Annotated in this window: 18 protein-coding genes; 15 read left to right on the top strand and 3 right to left on the bottom strand. The window is 59.3% G+C overall.

Annotated features, from left to right (window positions below):
* Nucleotides 1-75: 75 nt before the first annotated feature.
* The 11 genes from AEQ63_RS26280 to AEQ63_RS26330 all read left to right on the top strand — a co-directional run bounded on the left by AEQ63_RS26280 (nucleotide 76) and on the right by AEQ63_RS26330 (nucleotide 14,177).
* On the top strand, nucleotides 76-2,877 hold the full coding sequence (locus tag AEQ63_RS26280; RefSeq protein ID WP_042610121.1) for an LPS-assembly protein LptD: 2,802 nt from the start codon (nucleotides 76-78) through the stop codon (nucleotides 2,875-2,877).
* Nucleotides 2,852-4,174 carry a peptidylprolyl isomerase SurA gene (gene surA / locus AEQ63_RS26285; RefSeq protein WP_177330623.1) on the top strand — a complete coding sequence of 441 codons (1,323 nt, stop codon included), beginning with the start codon at nucleotides 2,852-2,854 and terminating at the stop codon, nucleotides 4,172-4,174. The genes AEQ63_RS26280 and surA overlap by 26 nt, the downstream gene beginning before the upstream one ends.
* Entirely contained in the window at nucleotides 4,171-5,160 is a 990-nt protein-coding gene (gene pdxA / locus AEQ63_RS26290; protein ID WP_064365400.1) for a 4-hydroxythreonine-4-phosphate dehydrogenase PdxA, read from the top strand. Before surA ends, pdxA begins: the two co-directional genes overlap by 4 nt.
* Entirely contained in the window at nucleotides 5,157-5,975 is an 819-nt protein-coding gene (rsmA, locus tag AEQ63_RS26295) for a 16S rRNA (adenine(1518)-N(6)/adenine(1519)-N(6))-dimethyltransferase RsmA (protein WP_039757718.1), read from the top strand. Before pdxA ends, rsmA begins: the two co-directional genes overlap by 4 nt.
* A 113-nt stretch (nucleotides 5,976-6,088) precedes the next feature.
* Nucleotides 6,089-6,469 carry a Co2+/Mg2+ efflux protein ApaG gene (gene apaG, locus AEQ63_RS26300; RefSeq protein WP_042610118.1) on the top strand — a complete coding sequence of 127 codons (381 nt, stop codon included), beginning with the start codon at nucleotides 6,089-6,091 and terminating at the stop codon, nucleotides 6,467-6,469.
* Nucleotides 6,469-7,350 (top strand): symmetrical bis(5'-nucleosyl)-tetraphosphatase, encoded by an 882-nt coding sequence (locus tag AEQ63_RS26305; RefSeq protein WP_064365401.1) that lies wholly within the window; start codon nucleotides 6,469-6,471, stop codon nucleotides 7,348-7,350. Before apaG ends, AEQ63_RS26305 begins: the two co-directional genes overlap by 1 nt.
* Before the next feature lie 34 nt (nucleotides 7,351-7,384).
* Nucleotides 7,385-7,714 carry a thiosulfate sulfurtransferase GlpE gene (glpE, locus tag AEQ63_RS26310; RefSeq protein ID WP_042610116.1) on the top strand — a complete coding sequence of 110 codons (330 nt, stop codon included), beginning with the start codon at nucleotides 7,385-7,387 and terminating at the stop codon, nucleotides 7,712-7,714.
* A gap of 296 nt (nucleotides 7,715-8,010) precedes the next feature.
* Entirely contained in the window at nucleotides 8,011-9,933 is a 1,923-nt protein-coding gene (locus AEQ63_RS26315; RefSeq protein WP_042610115.1) for a PrkA family serine protein kinase, read from the top strand.
* 119 nt (nucleotides 9,934-10,052) lie between these two features.
* Nucleotides 10,053-11,324 (top strand): YeaH/YhbH family protein, encoded by a 1,272-nt coding sequence (locus AEQ63_RS26320; protein WP_039757709.1) that lies wholly within the window; start codon nucleotides 10,053-10,055, stop codon nucleotides 11,322-11,324.
* Nucleotides 11,321-12,883 carry a SpoVR family protein gene (locus tag AEQ63_RS26325; protein WP_064365402.1) on the top strand — a complete coding sequence of 521 codons (1,563 nt, stop codon included), beginning with the start codon at nucleotides 11,321-11,323 and terminating at the stop codon, nucleotides 12,881-12,883. The genes AEQ63_RS26320 and AEQ63_RS26325 overlap by 4 nt, the downstream gene beginning before the upstream one ends.
* A 64-nt stretch (nucleotides 12,884-12,947) precedes the next feature.
* Nucleotides 12,948-14,177, top strand: coding sequence for a multifunctional CCA addition/repair protein (locus AEQ63_RS26330; RefSeq protein ID WP_064365403.1), 1,230 nt, complete (start codon nucleotides 12,948-12,950; stop codon nucleotides 14,175-14,177).
* Nucleotides 14,178-14,261: 84 nt separating this feature from the next.
* On the opposite strand, the gene folK is transcribed toward AEQ63_RS26330, so the two are convergent.
* Nucleotides 14,262-14,780: a 2-amino-4-hydroxy-6-hydroxymethyldihydropteridine diphosphokinase gene (gene folK / locus AEQ63_RS26335; RefSeq protein ID WP_042610112.1), complete on the bottom strand. Its 519-nt coding sequence runs from the start codon at nucleotides 14,778-14,780 to the stop codon at nucleotides 14,262-14,264.
* Nucleotides 14,771-15,127: a dihydroneopterin aldolase gene (gene folB / locus AEQ63_RS26340; RefSeq protein WP_064365404.1), complete on the bottom strand. Its 357-nt coding sequence runs from the start codon at nucleotides 15,125-15,127 to the stop codon at nucleotides 14,771-14,773. Before folB ends, folK begins: the two co-directional genes overlap by 10 nt.
* Nucleotides 15,128-15,201: 74 nt before the next feature.
* On the opposite strand from folB, the gene plsY reads away from it, so the two are divergent.
* A complete protein-coding gene (plsY, locus tag AEQ63_RS26345) occupies nucleotides 15,202-15,771 on the top strand; it encodes a glycerol-3-phosphate 1-O-acyltransferase PlsY (RefSeq protein ID WP_064365405.1) in 570 nt (189 codons plus the stop codon).
* Nucleotides 15,772-15,794: 23 nt separating this feature from the next.
* Here the strand turns inward: plsY and tsaD are convergent, their stop codons facing one another.
* The gene (tsaD, locus tag AEQ63_RS26350) at nucleotides 15,795-16,820 is read right to left on the bottom strand and encodes a tRNA (adenosine(37)-N6)-threonylcarbamoyltransferase complex transferase subunit TsaD (protein WP_064365406.1); all 1,026 of its coding nucleotides are present in this window, start codon (nucleotides 16,818-16,820) and stop codon (nucleotides 15,795-15,797) included.
* A gap of 199 nt (nucleotides 16,821-17,019) precedes the next feature.
* Between tsaD and rpsU the strand changes: the two genes are divergently transcribed.
* The 3 genes from rpsU (at nucleotide 17,020) to rpoD (ending at nucleotide 21,601) form a co-directional block, all read left to right on the top strand.
* Complete coding sequence (gene rpsU, locus AEQ63_RS26355; protein ID WP_002551877.1) at nucleotides 17,020-17,235, top strand: 30S ribosomal protein S21; 216 nt, start codon at nucleotides 17,020-17,022, stop codon at nucleotides 17,233-17,235.
* A 486-nt stretch (nucleotides 17,236-17,721) separates the two neighbouring features.
* Nucleotides 17,722-19,686: a DNA primase gene (gene dnaG, locus AEQ63_RS26360; RefSeq protein WP_042610109.1), complete on the top strand. Its 1,965-nt coding sequence runs from the start codon at nucleotides 17,722-17,724 to the stop codon at nucleotides 19,684-19,686.
* A gap of 67 nt (nucleotides 19,687-19,753) precedes the next feature.
* Entirely contained in the window at nucleotides 19,754-21,601 is a 1,848-nt protein-coding gene (gene rpoD, locus AEQ63_RS26365; protein ID WP_042610108.1) for an RNA polymerase sigma factor RpoD, read from the top strand.
* Nucleotides 21,602-21,794: the final 193 nt, after the last annotated feature.

A 21,794-nucleotide genomic window follows, 5' to 3' on the forward strand; every position in this document is an offset into this window, starting at 1 on the left:
ATCTTTTTCAGACCATCGAGAGGCGTGCGGCCCACACCGCGGGCAGATGGCACGCAGGAAGCCCGGACTAATAAGATGGCATTGAAATCCCCCGCGTTTCGTAAAAAATTTCCGTTGTTGGTAACCGGCAGTCTGCTGGCTATGCAACCTCTGGCCAGTCAATTCGTTGTTGCCGCCGAGCAGTATGACTGCTCCGTCTCGGCTACGGGTGGCTGGGACTGTGCGCCCAAGTCGCCCGCCGCGGCATTGCCGCCGCGTCCGGTGCATGACGGCAGTGCCGTCAGCGCCGCCGGCGAGCCTGTGGCCGACAAGGGTTCCGACGCCGACACTGGCGCGAAAACCGCACTGGTCACCGAAGCCAAGGGCCGCGGCCTGAAATCCCGTAGCGAAGACTACAGTCACCTCGACTGGGTTCCGCGCGAGAAGCTCACCGCCGCCCAATTGGCCGAGACCGGTCCTTACTGCTCTGGTTCCTATATCGAACCGATTCGTCCTGGCATGAATGACAAGACGAATAAAAGTGATGCGCCGACCTTCATTGGTGCCAAAGCATCGCGTTACGAGCAGGACACCCAGGTCGCCAGCCTCGCTGGCGACGTGATCATGCGTCAGGGCAGCATGCAGGTCGAAGCCGACGAGGCCAACCTGTATCAGGCCGAGAGCCGTGGCGAACTGGCCGGCAACGTACGCATCCGCGACAACGGTGCGCTGATCGTCGGCGACCACGCCGATGTGCAGCTCGACACCGGTGAAGCCAAGGTCGACAACGCCGAGTACGTGATGCACAAATCGCGCATCCGCGGTAACGCGCTGTACGCCAAGCGTGCCGAGAACGCGATCATCCGCTTGAAGGACGGCACGTACACCACGTGCGAACCGAACAGCAACGCGTGGCAGCTCAAGGGCAACAACATCACATTGAACCCGGCCACCGGTTTCGGTACCGCGACCAACGTGACCTTGCGCGTCAAAGACATTCCGATTCTGTACACGCCGTACATCTACTTCCCGATCGATGACCGCCGCCAGTCAGGCTTCCTGCCGCCGACCATCGGTTCGGGCAGCGACACCGGCTTCATGCTGGTCACGCCTTATTACTTCAACCTGGCGCCGAACTATGACGCCACGTTGTACCCGCGCTACATGAGCAAGCGCGGCATGCTGGTGGAAGGCGAATTCCGTTACCTGACCAAGTCGAGTGAAGGTCAGTTCGGGGCCTCGTACCTGAACGACGAGAACGACGATCGCAAACGCCAGTCCGACTACAACGAGACTCGCTACATGTACAACTGGCAGCACAAGGGCGGTCTCGACTCCCGCGTGCTGACCCAGGTCGATTACACCAAGATCAGTGACCCCTACTACTTCCAGGATCTGGAAACCGACCAGATTGGCGTTAAGAGCAGTGACTTTGTGAATCAACAAGGTCTGGTTTCTTACCGTGGTGATTCCTATACCGCCACGTTGAACGCTCAGAAGTATCAGTTGGCCACCGTTTCGAACATTACGCCTTACGGACGTCTGCCGCAGATCACCTTCAATGGTCAACTGCCCTATCATCCAGAAGGCCTCGATTTCGATTATCAGACCGAGCTGGTGCGTTTCGACCGCGACCTGAGAAGCGGCACCTTTGTCCAGGAAGACGGTATTACCACCGAGCCGCGTCTGGACAACAACATCACCGGCCTGGCTCGTGCCAATGGCGATCGCTTGAATCTGAAGCCGGGCGTCAGCCTGCCGATGAGCTGGACATATGGCTTCCTGAAGCCATCGCTGAAATATCAGTACACCCAATATCAGCTTGATCTGGACAACACCGGTAAAGCGCAGATCGATGCGCTGTCGCCAGCAAACCAGAAGCTCTACGGCAAGTTCGACAGCAACCAGAATCGTGGCGTACCGATCGCCAGCATTGATAGCGGCCTCTACTTCGACCGAAATACTTCGTACTTCGGCAAGAACTATCGCCAGACTCTGGAACCACGCCTGTTCTACCTGTACGTACCTGAGGTCGATCAGGAAGATATTCCGGTGTTCGATACCAGCGAAACGACGTTCAGCTACTCCTCGCTGTTCCGTGACAACCGCTTTACCGGCGCCGACCGTGTCGGGGACGAAAACAAGCTGTCGCTGGGCGTAACCAGCCGCTGGATCGAAGACAACGGTTTCGAGCGTCAGCGCATCAGCGTAGGCCAGGCTTATTACTTCAAGAATCGCGAAGTGCAGTTGCCTGGTATCGATGCGAAAACCCGTGAAGATTCCAAATCCAGTGTCTCGCCGTACGCGCTTGAATACGAGTACCGCTGGAACCGCGACTGGCGCGCCACAGCCGACTACAACTGGGACCCGGACAGCCGCAGCCCGCGCTCCGGCAGTGCGATGTTCCACTACCAGCCAGCAGACAACCCGAACAAGGTCATCAATGCCGGCTATCGCTATCGTAATGATCAGGTTCGTTACGACCAGAACACCGGTCAGTGGTCGGTGGGCGGTGGTGACTACGGCGTTCCCGGGCAGCCTGGCTACGTGAAGGATTACTACAAGATCCAGCAGCATGACTTCTCCGTCATCTGGCCGATCGTTCCACAGTGGAACGCCATCAGCCGCTGGCAGTACGACTACAACCGCAATCGCACCCTGGAAGCCTTCGGTGGTTTCGAATACGACAACTGCTGCTGGAAACTGCGCCTGATCAATCGTTACTGGGTTTCCTATGACGAGTTCAGCCAGGAAGCTCCGCAAAACGAAAAAGGCGACCATGGCGTCTTCCTCCAAATTGTTCTGAAGGGGCTCGGCGGCCTGACTGGCGCCAAGGTAGAGAGCTTCCTCGACAAAGGCATTCAAGGTTATCGTGAACGTGAAGACCAAGCTTTCTGATTGTCTGCGCCCGCTGCTGCTGGGCGCGCTGTTCCTGGGTACGGCGGCCAACGCCGCCGTGCAGTCCATCGATAAAGTGGTAGCGATTGTCGACAACGACGTGGTCATGCAGAGCCAACTGGACCAGCGCGTTCACGAAGTTCAGCAGACCATCGCCAAGCGCGGGGGCGGCCTGCCGCCTCCGGGCGTGCTCGATCAGCAAGTGCTCGAGCGCCTGATCGTCGAAAACCTGCAATTGCAGATCGGCGAACGTTCCGGTATCCGCATCACTGACGAAGAACTCAACCAGGCCGTCGGCACCATCGCCCAGCGCAACAACATGACTGTTGATCAGTTCCGCGCTGCGCTGGCTCGTGATGGCCTGAACTATGAAGACGCCCGTGATCAGATCAAACGCGAAATGATCATCAGCCGTGTGCGTCAGCGACGCGTGGCAGAACGCATTCAGGTTTCGGAGCAGGAAGTGAAGAACTTCCTCGCCTCCGATCTCGGCAAAATGCAGCTGTCCGAAGAACTGCACCTGGCCAACATCCTGATCCCGACCCCGGAAAGCGCCAACTCTGATGCCATTCAGAGCGCTGCGCGCCAGGCGATGGAGGTTTACCAGCAGCTCAAGCAAGGCGCAGACTTCGGTCAGGTGGCCGTGGCCAAGTCCGGCAGCGACAACGCGCTGGAAGGCGGCGACATGGGCTGGCGTAAAGCCGCGCAACTGCCACCGCCGTTCGATCGTCAACTGAGCAGCATGGCCGTCGGCGACATCACCCAACCTGCACGCACCCCGGGCGGTTTCATCATTCTGAAGCTGCTGGGCAAGCGTGGCGGCGAAGCGCAGATGCGCGACGAAGTGCATGTGCGGCACATCCTGGTCAAGCCAAGCCCGATCCGCGACGAGGCCAAGACCAAGGCACTGGTGCAATCGTTGTATGACCGCATCAGCGCCGGCGAAGACTTTGCCGAGCTGGCAAAAAACTACTCGGAAGATCCGGGTTCCGCGCTCAATGGCGGCGACCTGAACTGGATCGACCCGAACGTACTCGTACCGGAATTCCGCGAAGTTATGGCCTCGACTCCACAAGGCCAGCTGTCCAAGCCATTCCAGACCCAATACGGCTGGCACGTGCTGGAAGTCCTTGGCCGTCGCGCCACCGACAGCACCGAGCAGGCCCGTGAGCAGCAAGCCATGACCGTACTGCGTAACCGCAAATACGACGAAGAGCTGCAAACCTGGCTGCGTCAGATCCGTGACGAAGCGTACGTAGAGATCAAACTCCCTGGTGCAGACCAGGCAGCGCAGTGAAACCCAAGCGTTTCGCGCTGACACCCGGCGAACCAGCCGGCATCGGTCCCGACCTGTGCCTGCTGCTCGCCTCGCAAGCCCAGCCACATCCCCTGATTGCCATCACCAGCCGCGACCTGCTCCTTGAGCGGGCCGCGCAACTGGGGCTGGTCGTCAATCTGCTGGATGTCACCCCGGATCAGTGGCCTGATGTTCCGGCTCCCGCCGCTAGCCTGTATGTCTGGGATACGCCGCTCAGCGCACCGGTAGTTGCCGGGCAACTGGACAAGGCCAACGCGGCGTTCGTCCTCGAAACCCTGACCCGCGCCGGCAACGGCTGCCTGAACGGCGACTTCGCCGGGATGATCACAGCGCCGGTGCATAAAGGCGTGATCAACGAGTCAGGCATCGCCTTCTCCGGACACACCGAGTTTCTTGCCGACCTGACGCACACCGCGCAAGTGGTAATGATGCTTGCGACGCGTGGTTTGCGCGTGGCACTGGTCACCACGCACCTGCCCCTGCGCGAGATTGCCGATGCGATCACCCCAGAGCGGCTGGAGCGCGTCACGCGAATCCTGCACGCCGATCTGCGAGACAAATTCGGCATTGCCCAGCCACGCATTCTGGTCTGCGGACTCAATCCGCACGCCGGTGAAGGCGGCCACCTGGGCCATGAAGAAATCGACATCATCGAACCGACCCTGGAGCGCCTGCGCAGCGAGGGCATGGACCTTCGTGGCCCGCTGCCTGCCGACACTCTGTTTACCCCCAAATATCTGGAGCACTGCGATGCAGTGCTGGCGATGTACCACGACCAGGGCTTGCCCGTGCTCAAGTACAAAGGCTTCGGCGCTGCCGTCAATGTGACGCTGGGCCTGCCGATCATCCGCACCTCGGTCGACCATGGCACCGCCCTGGACTTGGCCGGCAGCGGCAGGATCGACACCGGCAGCCTGCAAGTGGCCCTGGAAACCGCCTACCAGATGGCCGAGACCCGTTTATGAACGAGCAATACCAACACAAGGCGCGCAAACGCTTTGGTCAGAACTTTCTCCACGATGCTGGCGTTATCGACCGCATCCTGCGCTCGATCCATGCCAAGGCTGACGATCGCCTGCTGGAAATCGGCCCGGGCCAGGGTGCCCTGACCCAAGGGTTGCTTGGCTCCGGCGCCCAACTCGACGTGGTGGAACTGGACAAGGATCTGATCCCGATCCTTAACCAGCAGTTTGCCGGCATGAGCAATTTCAACCTGCATCAGGGCGATGCGCTGAAATTCGACTTCAATACGCTGAACGCCGCGCCGAACAGCCTGCGGGTGGTCGGCAATCTGCCGTACAACATCTCCACGCCGCTGATTTTCCACCTGCTGAACAACGCCGGCATCATCCGCGACATGCACTTCATGTTGCAGAAAGAAGTGGTCGAGCGCCTGGCCGCAGGCCCGGGTGGCGGTGACTGGGGCCGTCTGTCGATCATGGTTCAGTACCATTGCCGCGTCGAACATCTGTTCAACGTCGGCCCGGGCGCGTTCAATCCGCCGCCGAAAGTCGACTCGGCGATCGTTCGCCTGGTGCCCCACGCGGTATTGCCACACCCGGCCAAGGATCACAAGTTGCTCGAGCGCGTTGTGCGCGAAGCGTTCAATCAGCGCCGCAAAACCCTGCGCAATACCCTCAAACAATTGCTCAGCAACGCCGAAATCGAAGCCGCCGGCGTCGATGGCAGCCTGCGTCCCGAGCAACTTGATCTGGCCGCATTCGTGCGCCTGGCCGACCAGCTCGCGATACAGGTACCGGCAGCTCCCGCCGCCGACTGACCCGCGATGAACGCTATCGGGCAGCACTCCACTCTGGTTTACTGCCCGATACTTGCCTAGACTGATTCCCCATCAGCTACGCCCCGCGTTCCGCTTCGTTAAGGCCTTCTTGCATGTCCGATTCCCGTTATCAGGTCGATGTCAGCGTCGTCACCCACTATCTGGCAGACCAATCGCAACCCGAACACGACCGTTTCGCCTTCGCCTACACCATTACCGTGCAGAACAACGGTGAGATTGCGGCCAAACTTCTCTCCCGGCATTGGGTGATTACCGATGGCAATGGCCATGTCGAAGAAGTGCGCGGTGAAGGGGTCGTCGGCCAGAAGCCGCTGATCGCCGCGGGCGAAAGCCACACGTATACCAGCGGCACGGTAATGATCACCAAGGTCGGCACCATGCAGGGCACCTATCAAATGCTCGCCGATGACGGCAAGCATTTCGATGCAGTCATCAAACCGTTTCGCCTCGCTGTACCCGGAGCCCTGCACTGATGACGACTTACGCCGTCGGTGATCTGCAGGGCTGCCTCGAACCGCTCAAGTGTCTGCTCAAGCAAGTTGCCTTTGACCCGGCGCTGGATCGGCTGTGGCTCGTGGGCGACCTGGTCAATCGTGGCCCGCAGTCGCTGGAAACCCTGCGCTTTCTCTACCAGATGCGTGAGTCACTGGTGTGCGTGCTCGGTAATCACGACCTGCACCTGCTGGCCGCTGCGAAGAAAATCGAGCGTTTGAAGAAAAGCGACACGTTGCGCGAAATCATCGAGGCGCCGGATGGCCCGCAACTGATGGAATGGCTGCGCCAGCAGAAGCTGATGCATTACGACGAAATCCGTGATGTCGCCATGGTTCACGCTGGCATCCCGCCACAATGGTCGCTGCGCCGCGCCTTGAAGTGCGCCGCCGAAGTCGAGACCGCGCTGCGCGACGACAACGTGTTCCCCGCCTACCTCGACGGCATGTACGGCAACGAGCCGGCAAAGTGGGATAACGACCTCAAAGGCATCGATCGCCTGCGGGTGATCACCAATTACTTCACGCGCATGCGCTTTTGCACCGCCGAGGGCAAGCTTGACCTCAAGAGCAAGGAAGGCCTCGACAGCGCCCCGCCCGGCTACAAGCCGTGGTTTCAGCACAAGGAGCGCAAGACCAAGGGCCTGCGCATCATTTTTGGTCACTGGGCAGCGCTTGAAGGCAATATCCACGAGCCGGGCATTTCAGCGCTGGACACCGGATGCGTATGGGGCGGCAGCCTGACGCTGATGAACGTCGACAGCGGCGAACGCCTGTCATGCAAATGCGATGAACACGGCGGGCTTGCGCACACGGTCGCGCCACTTATCTCCGAATCTTCGCCAGTCGGCGCACCGCGCTAGACTGCGCCTTCAGTTGAGCAACAGGAACTTTGTCATGAGCGAATTCAAACGAATCCCCCCGGAACAGGCCCAGGCCCTGCGTGAACAAGGCGCCGTCGTAGTCGACGTGCGCGACCCGGCTACCTTTGCCTCACTGCATATCAGCGGCTCGAAGCATCTCGACAACCATTCGCTGCACGCTTTCATTCAAGGCGCCGACCTGGATGCACCGACCGTCGTGGTCTGCTACCACGGCAATTCCAGTCAGGGCGCAGCTGCCTATCTGGTCGGCCAAGGTTTCTCCGACGTCTACAGCATGGATGGCGGTTTTGAGCTGTGGCGTACGACCTATCCTTCGGAAACTGCACAAGGCAGCGAAGAATAATTTTTTTGCGCGGCGCAGGCCCCGGCTTCCGTGGGCCTGCGCGCGGCAGACAAACGGTCTGCCACAACTAATTACGTATCTCGCCTTTACCTCTCGAATTCCCAACTATCCTTAAGCGCAGGCCATCCAAAACAGGGGAGAGCCGGTACACCGGCGCGCGGGTCATCGGGAGTAGCTTTCGCGGTTTGTCGACCGTGGAAGAATTCTGGGGGGTAAACAGCAGCTGCCATAGCGACTGCTGCCAGCATCGACTGAGTGATCCGGCGTCGGCTCCACGTATCGAGCGAGGTGACGTCATGAGTATCTTTAGCCACTTCCAACAACGCTTCGAATCCACACGCCAGGAAGAACTTTCTCTGCAGGAGTACCTGGAGCTGTGCAAACAGGATCGCAGCGCCTACGTTTCCGCCGCCGAGCGTCTGTTGATGGCGATCGGCGAACCGGAACTGCTCGACACTTCGACCAATTCGAGGCTGTCGCGCATCTTCTCCAACAAGGTGATCCGTCGCTATCCGGCCTTTGAAGACTTCCATGGGATGGAAGAATGCATCGACCAGATCGTCTCGTATTTCCGCCACGCCGCCCAAGGCCTGGAAGAGAAGAAACAGATCCTCTATCTGCTCGGCCCCGTGGGTGGCGGTAAATCGTCCCTGGCCGAGAAGCTGAAGCAGCTGATGGAAAAAGTGCCCTTCTACGCCATCAAGGGCTCGCCGGTCTTCGAATCGCCTCTGGGTCTGTTCAACGCCACCGAAGATGGCGCGATCCTTGAGGAAGACTTCGGTATCCCACGGCGCTACCTGAACACCATCATGTCGCCCTGGGCGACCAAGCGCCTGGCTGAATTCGGCGGCGACATCAGCCAGTTCCGCGTGGTCAAACTGTACCCGTCGATCCTCAATCAGATTGCCGTCGCCAAGACCGAACCCGGTGACGAGAACAACCAGGATATCTCGGCGCTGGTCGGCAAGGTCGATATCCGCAAGCTCGAAGAATTCCCGCAGAACGACGCCGATGCCTACAGCTACTCCGGTGCGCTGTGCCGGGCCAACCAGGGCCTGATGGAATTCGTCGAAATGTTCAAGGCGCCGATCAAGGTGCTGCACCCACTGCTGACCGCCACGCAGGAGGGTAACTACAACAGTACCGAAGGCCTCGGCGCGATTCCGTTCACCGGCATCCTGCTGGCTCACTCCAACGAATCGGAGTGGCACACCTTCCGCAACAACAAGAACAACGAGGCGTTCATCGACCGGATCTACATCGTCAAAGTGCCGTACTGCCTGCGCGTCAGCGATGAAGTGAAGATCTACGACAAATTGCTGTTCAACAGCTCCCTGTCCAAGGCGCATTGCGCACCGGACACCTTGAAGATGCTCGCGCAGTTCACCGTGCTGTCGCGCCTCAAGGAACCGGAAAACTCCAACATCTATTCGAAGATGCGCGTCTACGACGGTGAAAACCTCAAGGACACCGATCCGAAGGCCAAGTCGATTCAGGAGTACCGCGACTCGGCCGGTGTCGATGAAGGCATGAACGGTCTGTCGACCCGCTTCGCCTTCAAGATCCTGTCCAAGGTGTTCAACTTCGACCCGCATGAAATCGCCGCCAACCCGGTGCACCTTCTCTATGTGCTGGAGCAGCAGATCGAACAGGAGCAGTTCCAGGCTGAAACCCGCGAACGCTATCTGCGTTATCTGAAGGAATACCTCGCCCCGCGCTACATCGAGTTTATCGGCAAGGAAATCCAGACTGCTTATCTCGAGTCCTACAGCGAGTACGGTCAGAACATCTTCGATCGCTATGTGCTGTACGCGGACTTCTGGATTCAGGATCAGGAGTATCGCGATCCGGAAACCGGCGAGATCCTCAACCGCGTGGCCCTGAACGAAGAACTGGAAAAAATCGAAAAACCGGCCGGCATCAGCAATCCGAAGGATTTCCGCAACGAAATCGTCAACTTCGTCCTGCGCGCCCGGGCCAACAACAACGGCAAGAATCCGACCTGGCTCAGCTACGAAAAACTGCGGGTGGTCATCGAGAAGAAAATGTTCTCCAACACCGAGGACCTGCTGCCCGTCATCAGCTTCAACGCCAAGGCCAGCAAAGAGGATCAGCAGAAACACAACGACTTCGTTACACGAATGGTTGAACGTGGCTACACCGATAAACAGGTACGGCTTCTGTCCGAATGGTACCTGCGGGTCCGCAAGTCGCAGTGAGGCAGCTGCAAGCGTCCAGCTACGAGCTGCAAGAGAAAAGCGTGTAAACCGGAGTTTTTCGGGATCGGCTTCTACTTGCAGCTTACAGCTCAAAACTTGAAGCTCCCCGGAGGGGCCTTATGAGCTATGTGATCGACCGACGCCTCAATGGCAAGAACAAGAGCACGGTGAACCGTCAGCGTTTTCTGCGGCGTTATCGTGACCACATCAAAAAGGCTGTCGAAGAGGCAGTCAGCCGGCGCTCCATTACCGATATGGAGCACGGGGAACAGATCAGTATTCCTGGCCGCGATATCGACGAGCCGGTACTTCATCATGGACGCGGCGGCAAACAGACCGTGGTGCATCCCGGCAACAAGGAATTCACGGCCGGTGAACACATTGCGCGCCCACCCGGAGGCGGAGGTGGCCGCGGTCCGGGCAAGGCCGGCAATTCCGGCGAAGGCATGGACGAGTTCGTCTTCCAGATCACCCAGGAAGAATTTCTCGAATTCATGTTCGAAGACCTCGAACTGCCGAACCTGGTCAAACGCAACCTGACCGGCACCGACACGTTCAAAACCGTACGCGCCGGGATCAGCAACGAGGGTAATCCGTCACGGATCAACATCATCCGCACCCTGCGCTCAGCTCACGCGCGTCGTATTGCCCTGTCCGGCAGCAGCCGCGCGAAACTGCGCGAAGCCAAGGAAGAGCTGGCGCGGCTCAAGCGCGAAGAGCCGGACAATTTCGGTGATATCCAGGAACTCGAGGCCGAAATCGAGAAACTCAGTGCACGTATCCACCGTGTGCCGTTCCTCGATACCTTCGACTTGAAATACAACCTGCTGGTCAAGCAACCGAACCCCAGCTCGAAAGCGGTGATGTTCTGCCTGATGGACGTTTCCGGCTCGATGACGCAAGCGACCAAGGATATCGCCAAGCGCTTTTTCATCCTGCTATATCTGTTCCTCAAGCGTAACTACGACAAGATCGACGTGGTGTTCATCCGCCACCACACCAGTGCCCGGGAAGTGGACGAAGAGGAGTTTTTCTACTCACGGGAAACCGGCGGCACCATCGTTTCCAGCGCCTTGAAGCTGATGCAGGAAATCATGGCCGAGCGCTATCCAAGCAACGAGTGGAACATCTATGCCGCTCAAGCCTCCGACGGCGATAACTGGAACGACGACTCGCCGATCTGCCGTGACATTCTGATCAATCAGATCATGCCGTTTGTGCAGTACTACACTTATGTGGAGATTACCCCACGCGAACATCAGGCCCTGTGGTACGAGTACGAACGCATCGCCGAAGCCTTCTCTGACACTTTTGCCCAGCAGCAACTGGTCTCGGCCGGAGATATCTATCCGGTCTTCCGTGAACTCTTCCAGCGCAGGTTAGTGACATGACCGCCAAAGAGCAGAAGCGCCAACCGATTTCCACCGGCTCCGAATGGACATTCGAGCTGATCCAGACCTACGACCGCGAAATCGCTCGGATCGCGGCCCGCTACGCACTGGATACCTACCCCAACCAGATCGAAGTGATCACCGCCGAGCAGATGATGGATGCCTATGCGTCAGTGGGCATGCCGCTGGGCTATCACCACTGGTCCTATGGCAAACACTTCCTCAGCACCGAGAAATCCTACAGTCGCGGGCAGATGGGCCTGGCTTACGAGATCGTAATCAACTCCGATCCGTGCATCGCCTACCTGATGGAAGAGAACACCATTTGCATGCAGGCGCTGGTGGTGGCTCATGCCTGCTACGGCCACAACAGTTTCTTCAAGGGCAACTACCTGTTCCGCACCTGGACCGACGCCAGTTCGATCATCGATTACCTGGTTTTCGCCAAGCAGTACATCATGCAGTGCGAAGAGCGCCATGGCATCGATGCGGTGGAAGATCTGCTCGACTCCTGTCACGCGCTGATGAACTACGGTGTCGACCGCTACAAGCGTCCGTATCCGATTTCCGCCGAGGAAGAGCGCCGGCGCCAAAAGGATCGCGAAGAGCACATGCAGAAGCAGATCAATGATCTGTGGCGCACCATCCCCAAGGGTGCGGACAAATACAGCGACAAGGACAACGCCCGCTTTCCGGCCGAGCCGCAGGAAAACATCCTCTATTTCATCGAGAAGCATGCACCTCTGCTGGAGCCGTGGCAGCGTGAGATCGTGCGAATCGTGCGCAAGATCGCCCAGTATTTCTATCCGCAGCGCCAGACCCAGGTGATGAACGAAGGCTGGGCAACGTTCTGGCATTACACGCTGATGAATGACCTGTATGACGAAGGCCTGGTCACTGATGGCTTCATGATGGAGTTCCTCACTTCGCATACCAGCGTGGTGTTCCAGCCGGGTTTCGACAGCCCGTACTACAGCGGTATCAACCCGTATGCGCTGGGCTTCGCCATGTACCGCGACATTCGGCGCATGTGCGAAGAGCCAACCGAGGAAGACCGTCGCTGGTTTCCGGATATCGCCGGCTCCGACTGGCTGTCGACCATCAAGTTCGCCATGAGCAGTTTCAAGGACGAGAGTTTTATCCTGCAGTACCTGTCGCCCAAGGTGATCCGCGATCTGAAGCTCTTCAGCATCCTCGATGACGATCAGAAGGATGACCTGCTGGTGCCGGCCATTCATGACGAGGGTGGCTACCGCATCATCCGCGAAACCCTGGCTGCGCAGTACAACCTCGGCAATCGTGAACCCAACGTGCAGATCTACAGCATCGACCGGCGCGGCGATCGCTCCCTGACCCTGCGCCACCAGCAACATGACCGCAAACCGCTGGGTGACTCCACCGATGAAGTGCTCAAGCACTTGCACCGGCTATGGGGGTTCGACATTCATCTGGAAACCCTGCAGGGTGACCAGATCATGAAAACCCATCACGTGCCGCCACGCAGTGAGCACAGCGAAGGCGATTATGGCCGGCTCGATCTGGCCGTGATTCATCTTTGATCCGGTTCTGGCCTCCGAACGTCTGACGCAAGGGTTATCCTGTCGGACTGACGGAGGTTTTTTTATGCAGGTTTACAAGGTTGGCGGCGCGGTACGTGATCGCCTGTTGGGATTGCCGGTCACTGATGTCGACCGGGTCGTGGTCGGCGCGACCACTGAAGAAATGCTCGCCAAGGGATTCCGCCCGGTTGGCGCAGATTTTCCGGTGTTTCTGCACCCGAAGACCGGCGAGGAATACGCCCTCGCCCGCACGGAACGCAAGAGTGGCCGCGGCTACGGCGGCTTCACTTTCCATGCAAGTCCCGAAGTCACGCTGGAAGAAGACCTGATTCGCCGCGACCTGACGATCAATGCCATGGCCGAAGACGATCAGCTCAACCTGACCGACCCCTATGATGGCCAGCGCGATCTTGAAGCGCGAATTCTGCGTCACGTTTCCCCGGCGTTCGCCGAAGATCCGCTGCGTGTGCTGCGCGTTGCCCGTTTCGCCGCGCGCTATGCCGAACTGGGCTTCACGGTCGCAGACGAGACAATGGAGCTGATGCGTCAGCTCAGCGAGTCCGGGGAACTGCAGGCACTGACGGCCGAACGCAGCTGGAAGGAAATTTCCCGGGCGCTGATGGAAAACCACCCGCAGGTATTCGTCCAGGTGTTGCGCAACTGCGGCGCCCTCAAAGTGCTGATGCCGGAGGTTGACGCCTTGTTCGGCGTACCGCAGCCGCAGGCCCATCACCCGGAAATCGACACAGGCCTGCACACCCTGAGCGTGCTGGAACAATCAGCCCTGCACAGGCAACCGCTGACGGTGCGCTGGGCCTGCCTGCTGCATGACTTGGGCAAAGGCCTGACGCCAGAAGAGGAATGGCCTCGGCATATCGCTCATGAGCACACCGGGCTGAAGCTGATCAAAGCGGTCAACCAGCGCTTCAAGGCACCCAAGGATTGTCAGGAACTGGCTCTGCTGGTCGGCCAGTATCACACCCATGGGCACCGGGCTCTGGAGTTGAAGGCCTCCACATTGCTGGAGTTGCTGCAGAGCTTCGATGTCTATCGGCGGCCGCAGCGCTTCGAGGAGTTCATCGCTGCGTGCGAGATGGATGCTCGTGGTCGCAAAGGCCTGGAGCAGCGCAGTTATCCACAGGCGGAATATCTGCGCGGTGCGGCGAAGGCTGCGCGAGAAGTGGCGGTGCAGCCACTGCTGGAAATGGGCTTCAAGGGCCCTCAGTTGGGCGAAGCGCTGAAGCGTGAGCGGCTCAAAGCGTTGAAAGCCTACAAAGAGGCGGCGACAGCCTAAAAAGCTTCGCGAGCAGGCTCACTCCTACAGGGGAATGCGTTCCAAAATGTAGGAGTGAGCCTGCTCGCGATGGCGCCCGTTGGATCAGCGCAAATCCGAAGGCGTGAGCTGCTCCCCCCGCCATTCGAACGCAACCGGCGCCAACACCTGATCAATCTGCGCCTCAGCCCACAACGTCGCAAAGCTCTTGCCCACACCCGGATGCACCCGCTGCGGCGCGATCAATGACAGCGGCCACAGCACGAAAGCGTTTTTCAGGATTTCCGCCCGCGGCAGAGTCAATCCGTCGAAATTACCCACCAGATCGCCATACAGCAGCACGTCGATATCCAGCGGCAACCCCTTGCGATCCGGTGCATAACGACCGTTATCCGCCTCGATGAATTTCAAGCGCCGATCCAGCTCCATCAATGGCAGATCGGTGTACGCCGAAACCACGAAATTGAAGAACGGCCCGCTCTTGATGCCCACCGGCTGGCTCTCGAACACCGCCGAACAACGGATATCCACCAGAAATTTCGCCAGCGCATCGAGACCGGCACGCAAATGGGTTTCCCGCTCGATATTGCTACCGAGCCCGAGGTAGACCTGAGTCAGCGACATCCGCGCTCGATCTCCACACCCACACCGCCCTTGGCTGCCGGCACGGCGCCCGGCTTGGTCAGCTTCAGTCGTACCCAGGTGATGTTGAATTCGGCCATGAGCACTTCAACCAGACGCTCGGCAAAGGTCTCGACCAGTTGGAACTGCGCCTGCTCGGCAAAAGCCTGGATGCGCGTGGAAACGCTGGCGTAATCGAGCGCCAGGGTCAGGTCGTCACCAGCGGCGGCCGGGCGATTGTCCCAGGCGAAGCTCAGATCAAGACGCAGGCACTGACGGATGCCGCGCTCCCAGTCGTAGGCACCGATCACGGTGTCGACTTCCAGGCCCTCGATAAACACTCTGTCCAAGCACTTCTCTCCGCTGCACGACAAGGGCGCGATGCGCCGTTAGAATCAGGGCGTCCTCGCCCGGAATAGTTAGCATGTTTTGGTTACTGGCGATTCTCGCCTACCTGCTCGGCTCGCTGTCCTTCGCCATTTTGCTCAGCCGCCTGACCGGAAACCCGGATCCGCGAATGAGTGGCTCGGGTAATGCCGGCGCCACCAACATGCTGCGCCTGGCCGGTCGCAAACTGGCGATCCTGACCCTGCTCGGTGATCTGTGCAAAGGCCTGCTGCCGGTGCTGATCGCATCGAGCGCGGGCCTTTCGCTGCAGGATCAGGCGTGGATTGGCGTGTGCGCCGTGATCGGTCACCTGTTCCCGCTGTACTTCCGCTTTCGTGGCGGCAAAGGCGTCGCCACTGCCGCCGGCATGTTGCTCGGCCTGTATCCACCTGCTGCGCTGCTGGCGGTGTGCGCCTGGCTGCTGACGATCTACCTGACTCGCACCAGTTCGCTGGCAGCGCTGATTGCCACGCCGTTGACCCTGCCGCTGCTGGCCTGGCAGGAACCGGAGGCCTTGTTGCCAATGAGCGCGCTGACCTTGCTGATTGTCTGGCGTCATCGCGGCAATCTACGCGACCTGTTTGCCGGGCGCGAACGGCATTTTTGAATGACGTCCGCGAGCATCGCTGATCACAATGCCGACAACTGCTCCATCGGCCAGCGCGCCTGCACGGTGATGGCCAGACTTTCCTGCTGACCGGCCTTGAGCCGCTGGCATCCGGCAAACGCAATCATCGCGCCATTGTCGGTGCAGAACTCGGGACGCGCGTAGAACACATCGCCCTTCATATCGCCGAGCATCTTTTCCAGGGAAATCCGCAACGCCTTGTTGGCGCTGACGCCGCCGGCAATCCCCAGCCGCTTCATGCCCGCCTGTTTCAGGGCGCGCTTGCACTTGATGGTCAAAGTCTCCACTACGGCCTGCTGGAACGCCAGCGCGATGTCGCAACGGGCTTGTTCGCCGTCGTCCCCGGCGCTGACGCATTGCTGCCAGGTGTTGAGGGCGAAGGTTTTCAGGCCGCTGAAGCTGAAATCCAGCCCCGGACGATCACACATCGGACGCGGGAAGGTAAAACGTCCTGCGACGCCCTTCTCGGCCAGCTTGGCGATTTCCGGCCCGCCGGGATAATTGAGGCCCATCATCTTCGCGGTCTTGTCGAACGCTTCGCCGGCCGCATCGTCGAGTGTCTCGCCAAGCAGGCTGTATTGGCCGATGCCGTCGACCTGGACCAGCTGCGTATGACCACCGGAAACCAACAAAGCGACGAACGGGAATTCCGGCGGTTTCGGCTCCAGCATCGGTGCCAGCAGGTGGCCTTCCATGTGGTGCACGCCAAGCGCCGGAATGCCCCAGGCAAACGCCAGCGCCTGCGCGCAGGATGCACCGACCAGCAGCGCGCCGACCAGGCCAGGACCCGCGGTATAGGCGATTGCGTCGATCTCGGTCGGCACGCAGTCGGCTTCGGCCAACACCTGACGGATCAAGGGCAGCATGCGTTTGACGTGGTCACGCGAAGCCAGCTCCGGCACCACACCGCCATAGACGCGGTGCAGGTCGATCTGACTGAACAGCGCATCGGCCAGCAGGCCGCGCTCGCTGTCATACAATGCGACGCCGGTTTCGTCGCAGGAGGTTTCTAATCCCAGTACTAGCATGGGTTTGCGCCTTGTTTAGGCTGAATTCGAAGGCGCGCATAATAGTCGCCACGTGATGCCCCGACCAGCGGTTTTCGATCAGAGGCTTTGCATTCCGAGCGATGAGGGGTTAACATCCGCAACCCTTAAAAACCGACGTCTTCAAGTGCTCTTTTGCCGCGAGGATGTTGACCCCGGTAATGAATGAAGGTAGCTCTGGATGCCAGCCGTCAAAGTAAAAGAGAACGAACCCTTCGACGTAGCTCTGCGTCGTTTCAAGCGCTCCTGCGAAAAAGCCGGTGTACTGGCTGAAGTTCGTAGCCGCGAATTTTACGAGAAGCCAACTTCTGAGCGTAAGCGCAAGGCAGCAGCCGCTGTTAAGCGTCACGCCAAGAAAGTTCAGCGCGAACAGCGCCGCGCCGTTCGTCTGTACTAATACACAGACGTTCGTAGCAAGCTTCTTGCCTAAGCCCGGCCCTCAGCCGGGCTAATGGCATTTGCGTAAAACGCTTGATGCTTCACCGTCGACGCCGCCGATGCGACCGAGACAAATCTGCTTCACCGCGTCAGGCCTGGCTCTTTTGCCAGCGGTGCACGTCTTTTCTGACGAGCCTTTCAAGGCTACTGACGAGCACACCCACTGATTCCTCTTACGACGATCAGCCCAAGGCACCTGCATGCGTGCCCGCTTTATTGAGCTATCCGAGGCCGACAACCGGCCGTCAGCGGATTCAGCGCAACACTTTCAAATAGTCGAAGACTGATAGGTACTAACGTCAGTGGATTTTCGGCAGATACACTTCCCGACAGCGATCACGCAGACGACACCGGTCGAGCCGCACTTTTTGTGCGTTTCCAACAATGGCCCGCGTCCGACAGCCTGGCGCAACGGATTTATTGCAGCGCAGACGACGAGAATGCCATGGCCGGGCTGATTCCCCAGAGCTTCATTGACGACCTGCTGAACCGCACCGACATCGTCGACGTGGTCAGCTCGCGCGTGCAATTGAAGAAGGCCGGCAAGAACTACACCGCCTGCTGCCCGTTCCATAAAGAGAAAACCCCGTCATTCAGCGTCAGCCCCGACAAGCAGTTCTATTACTGCTTCGGCTGCGGCGCTGGCGGCAACGCCCTCGGCTTTCTCATGGATCACGACAACCTGGATTTCCCCCAGGCCGTCGAAGATCTGGCCAAAGCCGCCGGCATGGAAATCCCCCGCGAAGAAAGCGGCCGCGAGCGCAAGCCGCGCCAGCCGACCGATTCGCCGCTGTACCCGCTGCTCACCGCCGCCGCTGACTTCTATCGGCAAGCGCTCAAGAGTCATCCATCGCGCAAGGCTGCAGTGGATTACCTAAAGGGTCGCGGCCTGACCGGCGAGATCGCCCGGGATTTCGGCCTCGGTTTTGCGCCTCCGGGCTGGGACAATCTGCTCAAGCATCTGAGCAGCGACACCCTGCAACAGAAGGCCATGATCGAAGCCGGCCTGCTGATCGAGAACGCCGAAACCGGCAAACGCTATGATCGCTTCCGCGATCGCGTGATGTTCCCGATCCGCGACACCCGGGGACGGATCATTGCCTTCGGCGGTCGCGTACTGGGCGACGACAAGCCCAAGTACCTGAACTCACCGGAAACCCCGGTATTCCATAAAGGCCAGGAACTCTACGGCCTCTATGAAGCGCGCAAGAACAATCGCAACCTCGATGAAATCATCGTCGTCGAAGGCTATATGGACGTCATCGCCCTCGCCCAGCAAGGCTTGCGCAATGCCGTCGCCACGCTGGGTACCGCGACCAGTGAAGAACATTTGAAGCGCCTGTTCCGCGTCGTTCCGAACGTATTGTTCTGCTTCGACGGCGACCAGGCCGGGCGCAACGCCGCGTGGCGCGCACTGGAGGCGACCCTGCCGTGCCTGCAGGACGGTCGCCGCGCACGATTCCTGTTTCTGCCCGAAGGCGAAGACCCGGATACCCTGGTGCGCGCCGAAGGCACCGACGCTTTCAAGGCGCGCATCAATCAGCACGCGCAGCCGCTGGCCGATTATTTTTTCCAGCAACTGACCGAAGAAGCCGATCCGCGCTCCCTCGAGGGCAAGGCGCACATGGCCACCCTCGCTGCGCCGCTGATCGACAAGGTGCCGGGCGCAAACCTGCGCATTCTCATGCGTCAGCGCCTGACCGAGATCACCGGCCTGAGCAGCGAGACCGTCAGCCAATTGGTCCAGAGTGCACCGCAGGAAGCACCGCCCGCCTATGATCCGGGCATCGATTACGACGCCATGCCGGATTACAGCGACTACCATCAGCCGCAGGCACAAGACATGTATGTGCCGCAGCAGGAATGGACGCCGAAGAAACCCGGCGCCGGCGGCAAGAAGTGGGACAAGAAACCGTGGGACAAGAATGGCAAGCGTGGCGGCGACCGTGAACCGCAGCGCCCGCGCACGCCGATTGGCGTTGAATCGCCAACCCTGACGGCCCTTAGAACATTGCTCCATCATCCGCAACTGGCCAAGCGCGTGGAAGACGCCGGGCACATTGCCGATGAAAATCAGACCAACGCCCAGCTGCTTGTGGCGCTGCTCGAAGCCGTACAGAAGAATCCCAAGCTAAACTCATTTCAGTTGATCGCGCGATGGCACGGCACTGAACAGGGTCGCTTGCTCAAGGCACTGGCAGAAAAGGAATGGCTGATTGACGGAGATAACCTTGAACAACAGTTTTTCGACACCATTACTAGCTTGTCAGCCCGCCAACGCGAGCGAAATCTCGAACAGTTACTCAGGAAAGCGCGGCAAAGCGAACTGAGCGTCGAAGAGAAAAATCAACTGCGCGACCTTTTAAGTCGCAATGTTTCCGCATCAAACCCGACCTCAACTGGCGCGTGAGGTCATAGCTCAGGTATAATCCTCGGCTTGTTTTTTGCCCGCCAAGACCTTCAGTGGATAGGGTGTTATGTCCGGAAAAGCGCAACAGCAGTCTCGTATTATTGAGTTGATCAAACTGGGTCGTGAGCAGAAGTATCTGACTTACGCCGAGGTCAACGACCACCTGCCCGAGGATATTTCAGATCCGGAGCAGGTGGAAGACATCATCCGCATGATTAACGACATGGGGATCCCCGTACACGAGAGTGCTCCGGATGCGGACGCCCTTATGTTGGCCGACGCCGATACCGACGAGGCCGCTGCGGAAGAAGCAGCCGCTGCGTTGGCGGCGGTGGAGACCGATATTGGTCGCACCACTGACCCGGTGCGCATGTACATGCGTGAAATGGGTACGGTCGAGCTTCTGACCCGTGAAGGCGAAATCGAAATCGCCAAGCGGATCGAAGAAGGCATTCGTGAAGTGATGAGCGCAATCGCGCATTTCCCTGGCACGGTTGACCACATTCTCTCCGAGTACACCCGCGTCACCACCGAAGGTGGTCGCCTGTCCGACGTCCTGAGCGGTTATATCGACCCGGACGATGGCATCGCGCCGCCTGCGGCAGAAGTGCCGCCGCCGGTCGATCCGAAAGCCGTCAAGGCCGACGACGACACCGACGACGATGAAGCCGACTCTTCCGATGACGAAGAAGAAGCCGAAAGCGGTCCGGATCCGGTCATTGCTGCGCAGCGCTTCGGCGCCGTGGCCGACCAGATGGAAATCACCCGCAAGGCCCTGAAAAAGCACGGTCGTCACAACAAGGCAGCGGTTGCCGAGTTGCTGGCCCTGGCCGAGCTGTTCATGCCGATCAAACTGGTGCCGAAGCAATTCGAAGCCCTGGTCGAGCGTGTACGCAGTGCCCTGGATCGTCTGCGTCAGCAAGAGCGCGCGATCATGCAGCTGTGCGTACGTGATGCACGTATGCCGCGCGCCGATTTCCTGCGTCAGTTCCCGGGCAACGAAGTCGACGAAAGCTGGTCCGACGCCCTGGCCAAAGGCAAGAGCAAGTACGCCGAAGCCATCGGTCGCGTGCAGCCGGACATCATCCGTTGCCAGCAGAAACTGATCGCGCTGGAAACCGAGACCGGTCTGACCATCGCCGAAATCAAGGACATCAACCGTCGCATGTCGATCGGTGAGGCCAAGGCCCGCCGCGCGAAGAAAGAGATGGTTGAAGCCAACCTCCGTCTGGTGATCTCGATCGCCAAGAAGTACACCAACCGCGGTCTGCAATTCCTCGATCTGATCCAGGAAGGCAACATCGGTCTGATGAAAGCGGTGGACAAGTTCGAATACCGTCGCGGTTACAAGTTCTCGACTTATGCCACCTGGTGGATCCGTCAGGCGATCACTCGCTCGATCGCCGACCAGGCCCGCACCATTCGTATCCCGGTGCACATGATCGAGACGATCAACAAGCTCAACCGTATTTCCCGGCAGATGCTGCAGGAAATGGGTCGCGAACCGACCCCGGAAGAGCTGGGCGAACGCATGGAAATGCCTGAGGACAAGATCCGCAAGGTACTGAAGATCGCCAAAGAGCCGATCTCCATGGAAACCCCGATCGGTGATGACGAAGACTCCCATCTGGGCGACTTCATCGAAGACTCGACCATGCAGTCGCCAATCGATGTCGCCACGGTGGAAAGTCTGAAGGAAGCGACTCGCGAAGTACTGTCCGGCCTCACTGCCCGTGAAGCCAAGGTATTGCGCATGCGCTTCGGTATCGACATGAACACCGACCATACGCTCGAAGAAGTGGGCAAACAGTTTGACGTAACGCGTGAGCGGATCCGTCAGATCGAAGCCAAGGCGCTGCGCAAGCTGCGCCACCCGACGCGAAGCGAGCATCTGCGCTCCTTCCTCGACGAGTGATACCAGAACCCCCGGCCCAGGCCGGGGGTTTTGTTTCATGGCAGATTAAATTCCCCGCTCCACCCTCCCTAAGCCCCTGAGCCCCCGCGAACAAGGGCAAAAAGGGCAAAGTTTTGAAGGAAACCGGCCCGAGCCACCCCTCCAAGGGGGTGGCCACCGCCTCGACAGCAACAGGCATGTGGGAGTTGCCTAT

It is taken from the genome of Pseudomonas sp. RIT-PI-o, from assembly GCF_001297215.1.
GTDB classification, from domain to species: domain Bacteria; phylum Pseudomonadota; class Gammaproteobacteria; order Pseudomonadales; family Pseudomonadaceae; genus Aquipseudomonas; species Aquipseudomonas moraviensis_A.

Excerpts from the sequence above, each read along its gene's own strand:
- AEQ63_RS26280 (WP_042610121.1), top strand. The coding sequence starts at position 76 with ATGGCATTGAAATCCCCCGCGTTTCGTAAAAAATTTCCGTTGTTGGTA.
- rsmA (WP_039757718.1), top strand. The coding sequence starts at position 5,157 with ATGAACGAGCAATACCAACACAAGGCGCGCAAACGCTTTGGTCAGAAC.
- apaG (WP_042610118.1), top strand. The coding sequence starts at position 6,089 with ATGTCCGATTCCCGTTATCAGGTCGATGTCAGCGTCGTCACCCACTAT.
- AEQ63_RS26305 (WP_064365401.1), top strand. The coding sequence starts at position 6,469 with ATGACGACTTACGCCGTCGGTGATCTGCAGGGCTGCCTCGAACCGCTC.
- glpE (WP_042610116.1), top strand. The coding sequence starts at position 7,385 with ATGAGCGAATTCAAACGAATCCCCCCGGAACAGGCCCAGGCCCTGCGT.
- AEQ63_RS26315 (WP_042610115.1), top strand. The coding sequence starts at position 8,011 with ATGAGTATCTTTAGCCACTTCCAACAACGCTTCGAATCCACACGCCAG.
- AEQ63_RS26320 (WP_039757709.1), top strand. The coding sequence starts at position 10,053 with ATGAGCTATGTGATCGACCGACGCCTCAATGGCAAGAACAAGAGCACG.
- AEQ63_RS26325 (WP_064365402.1), top strand. The coding sequence starts at position 11,321 with ATGACCGCCAAAGAGCAGAAGCGCCAACCGATTTCCACCGGCTCCGAA.
- AEQ63_RS26330 (WP_064365403.1), top strand. The coding sequence starts at position 12,948 with ATGCAGGTTTACAAGGTTGGCGGCGCGGTACGTGATCGCCTGTTGGGA.
- folK (WP_042610112.1), bottom strand. The coding sequence starts at position 14,780 with ATGTCGCTGACTCAGGTCTACCTCGGGCTCGGTAGCAATATCGAGCGG.
- plsY (WP_064365405.1), top strand. The coding sequence starts at position 15,202 with ATGTTTTGGTTACTGGCGATTCTCGCCTACCTGCTCGGCTCGCTGTCC.
- tsaD (WP_064365406.1), bottom strand. The coding sequence starts at position 16,820 with ATGCTAGTACTGGGATTAGAAACCTCCTGCGACGAAACCGGCGTCGCA.
- rpsU (WP_002551877.1), top strand. The coding sequence starts at position 17,020 with ATGCCAGCCGTCAAAGTAAAAGAGAACGAACCCTTCGACGTAGCTCTG.
- dnaG (WP_042610109.1), top strand. The coding sequence starts at position 17,722 with ATGGCCGGGCTGATTCCCCAGAGCTTCATTGACGACCTGCTGAACCGC.
- rpoD (WP_042610108.1), top strand. The coding sequence starts at position 19,754 with ATGTCCGGAAAAGCGCAACAGCAGTCTCGTATTATTGAGTTGATCAAA.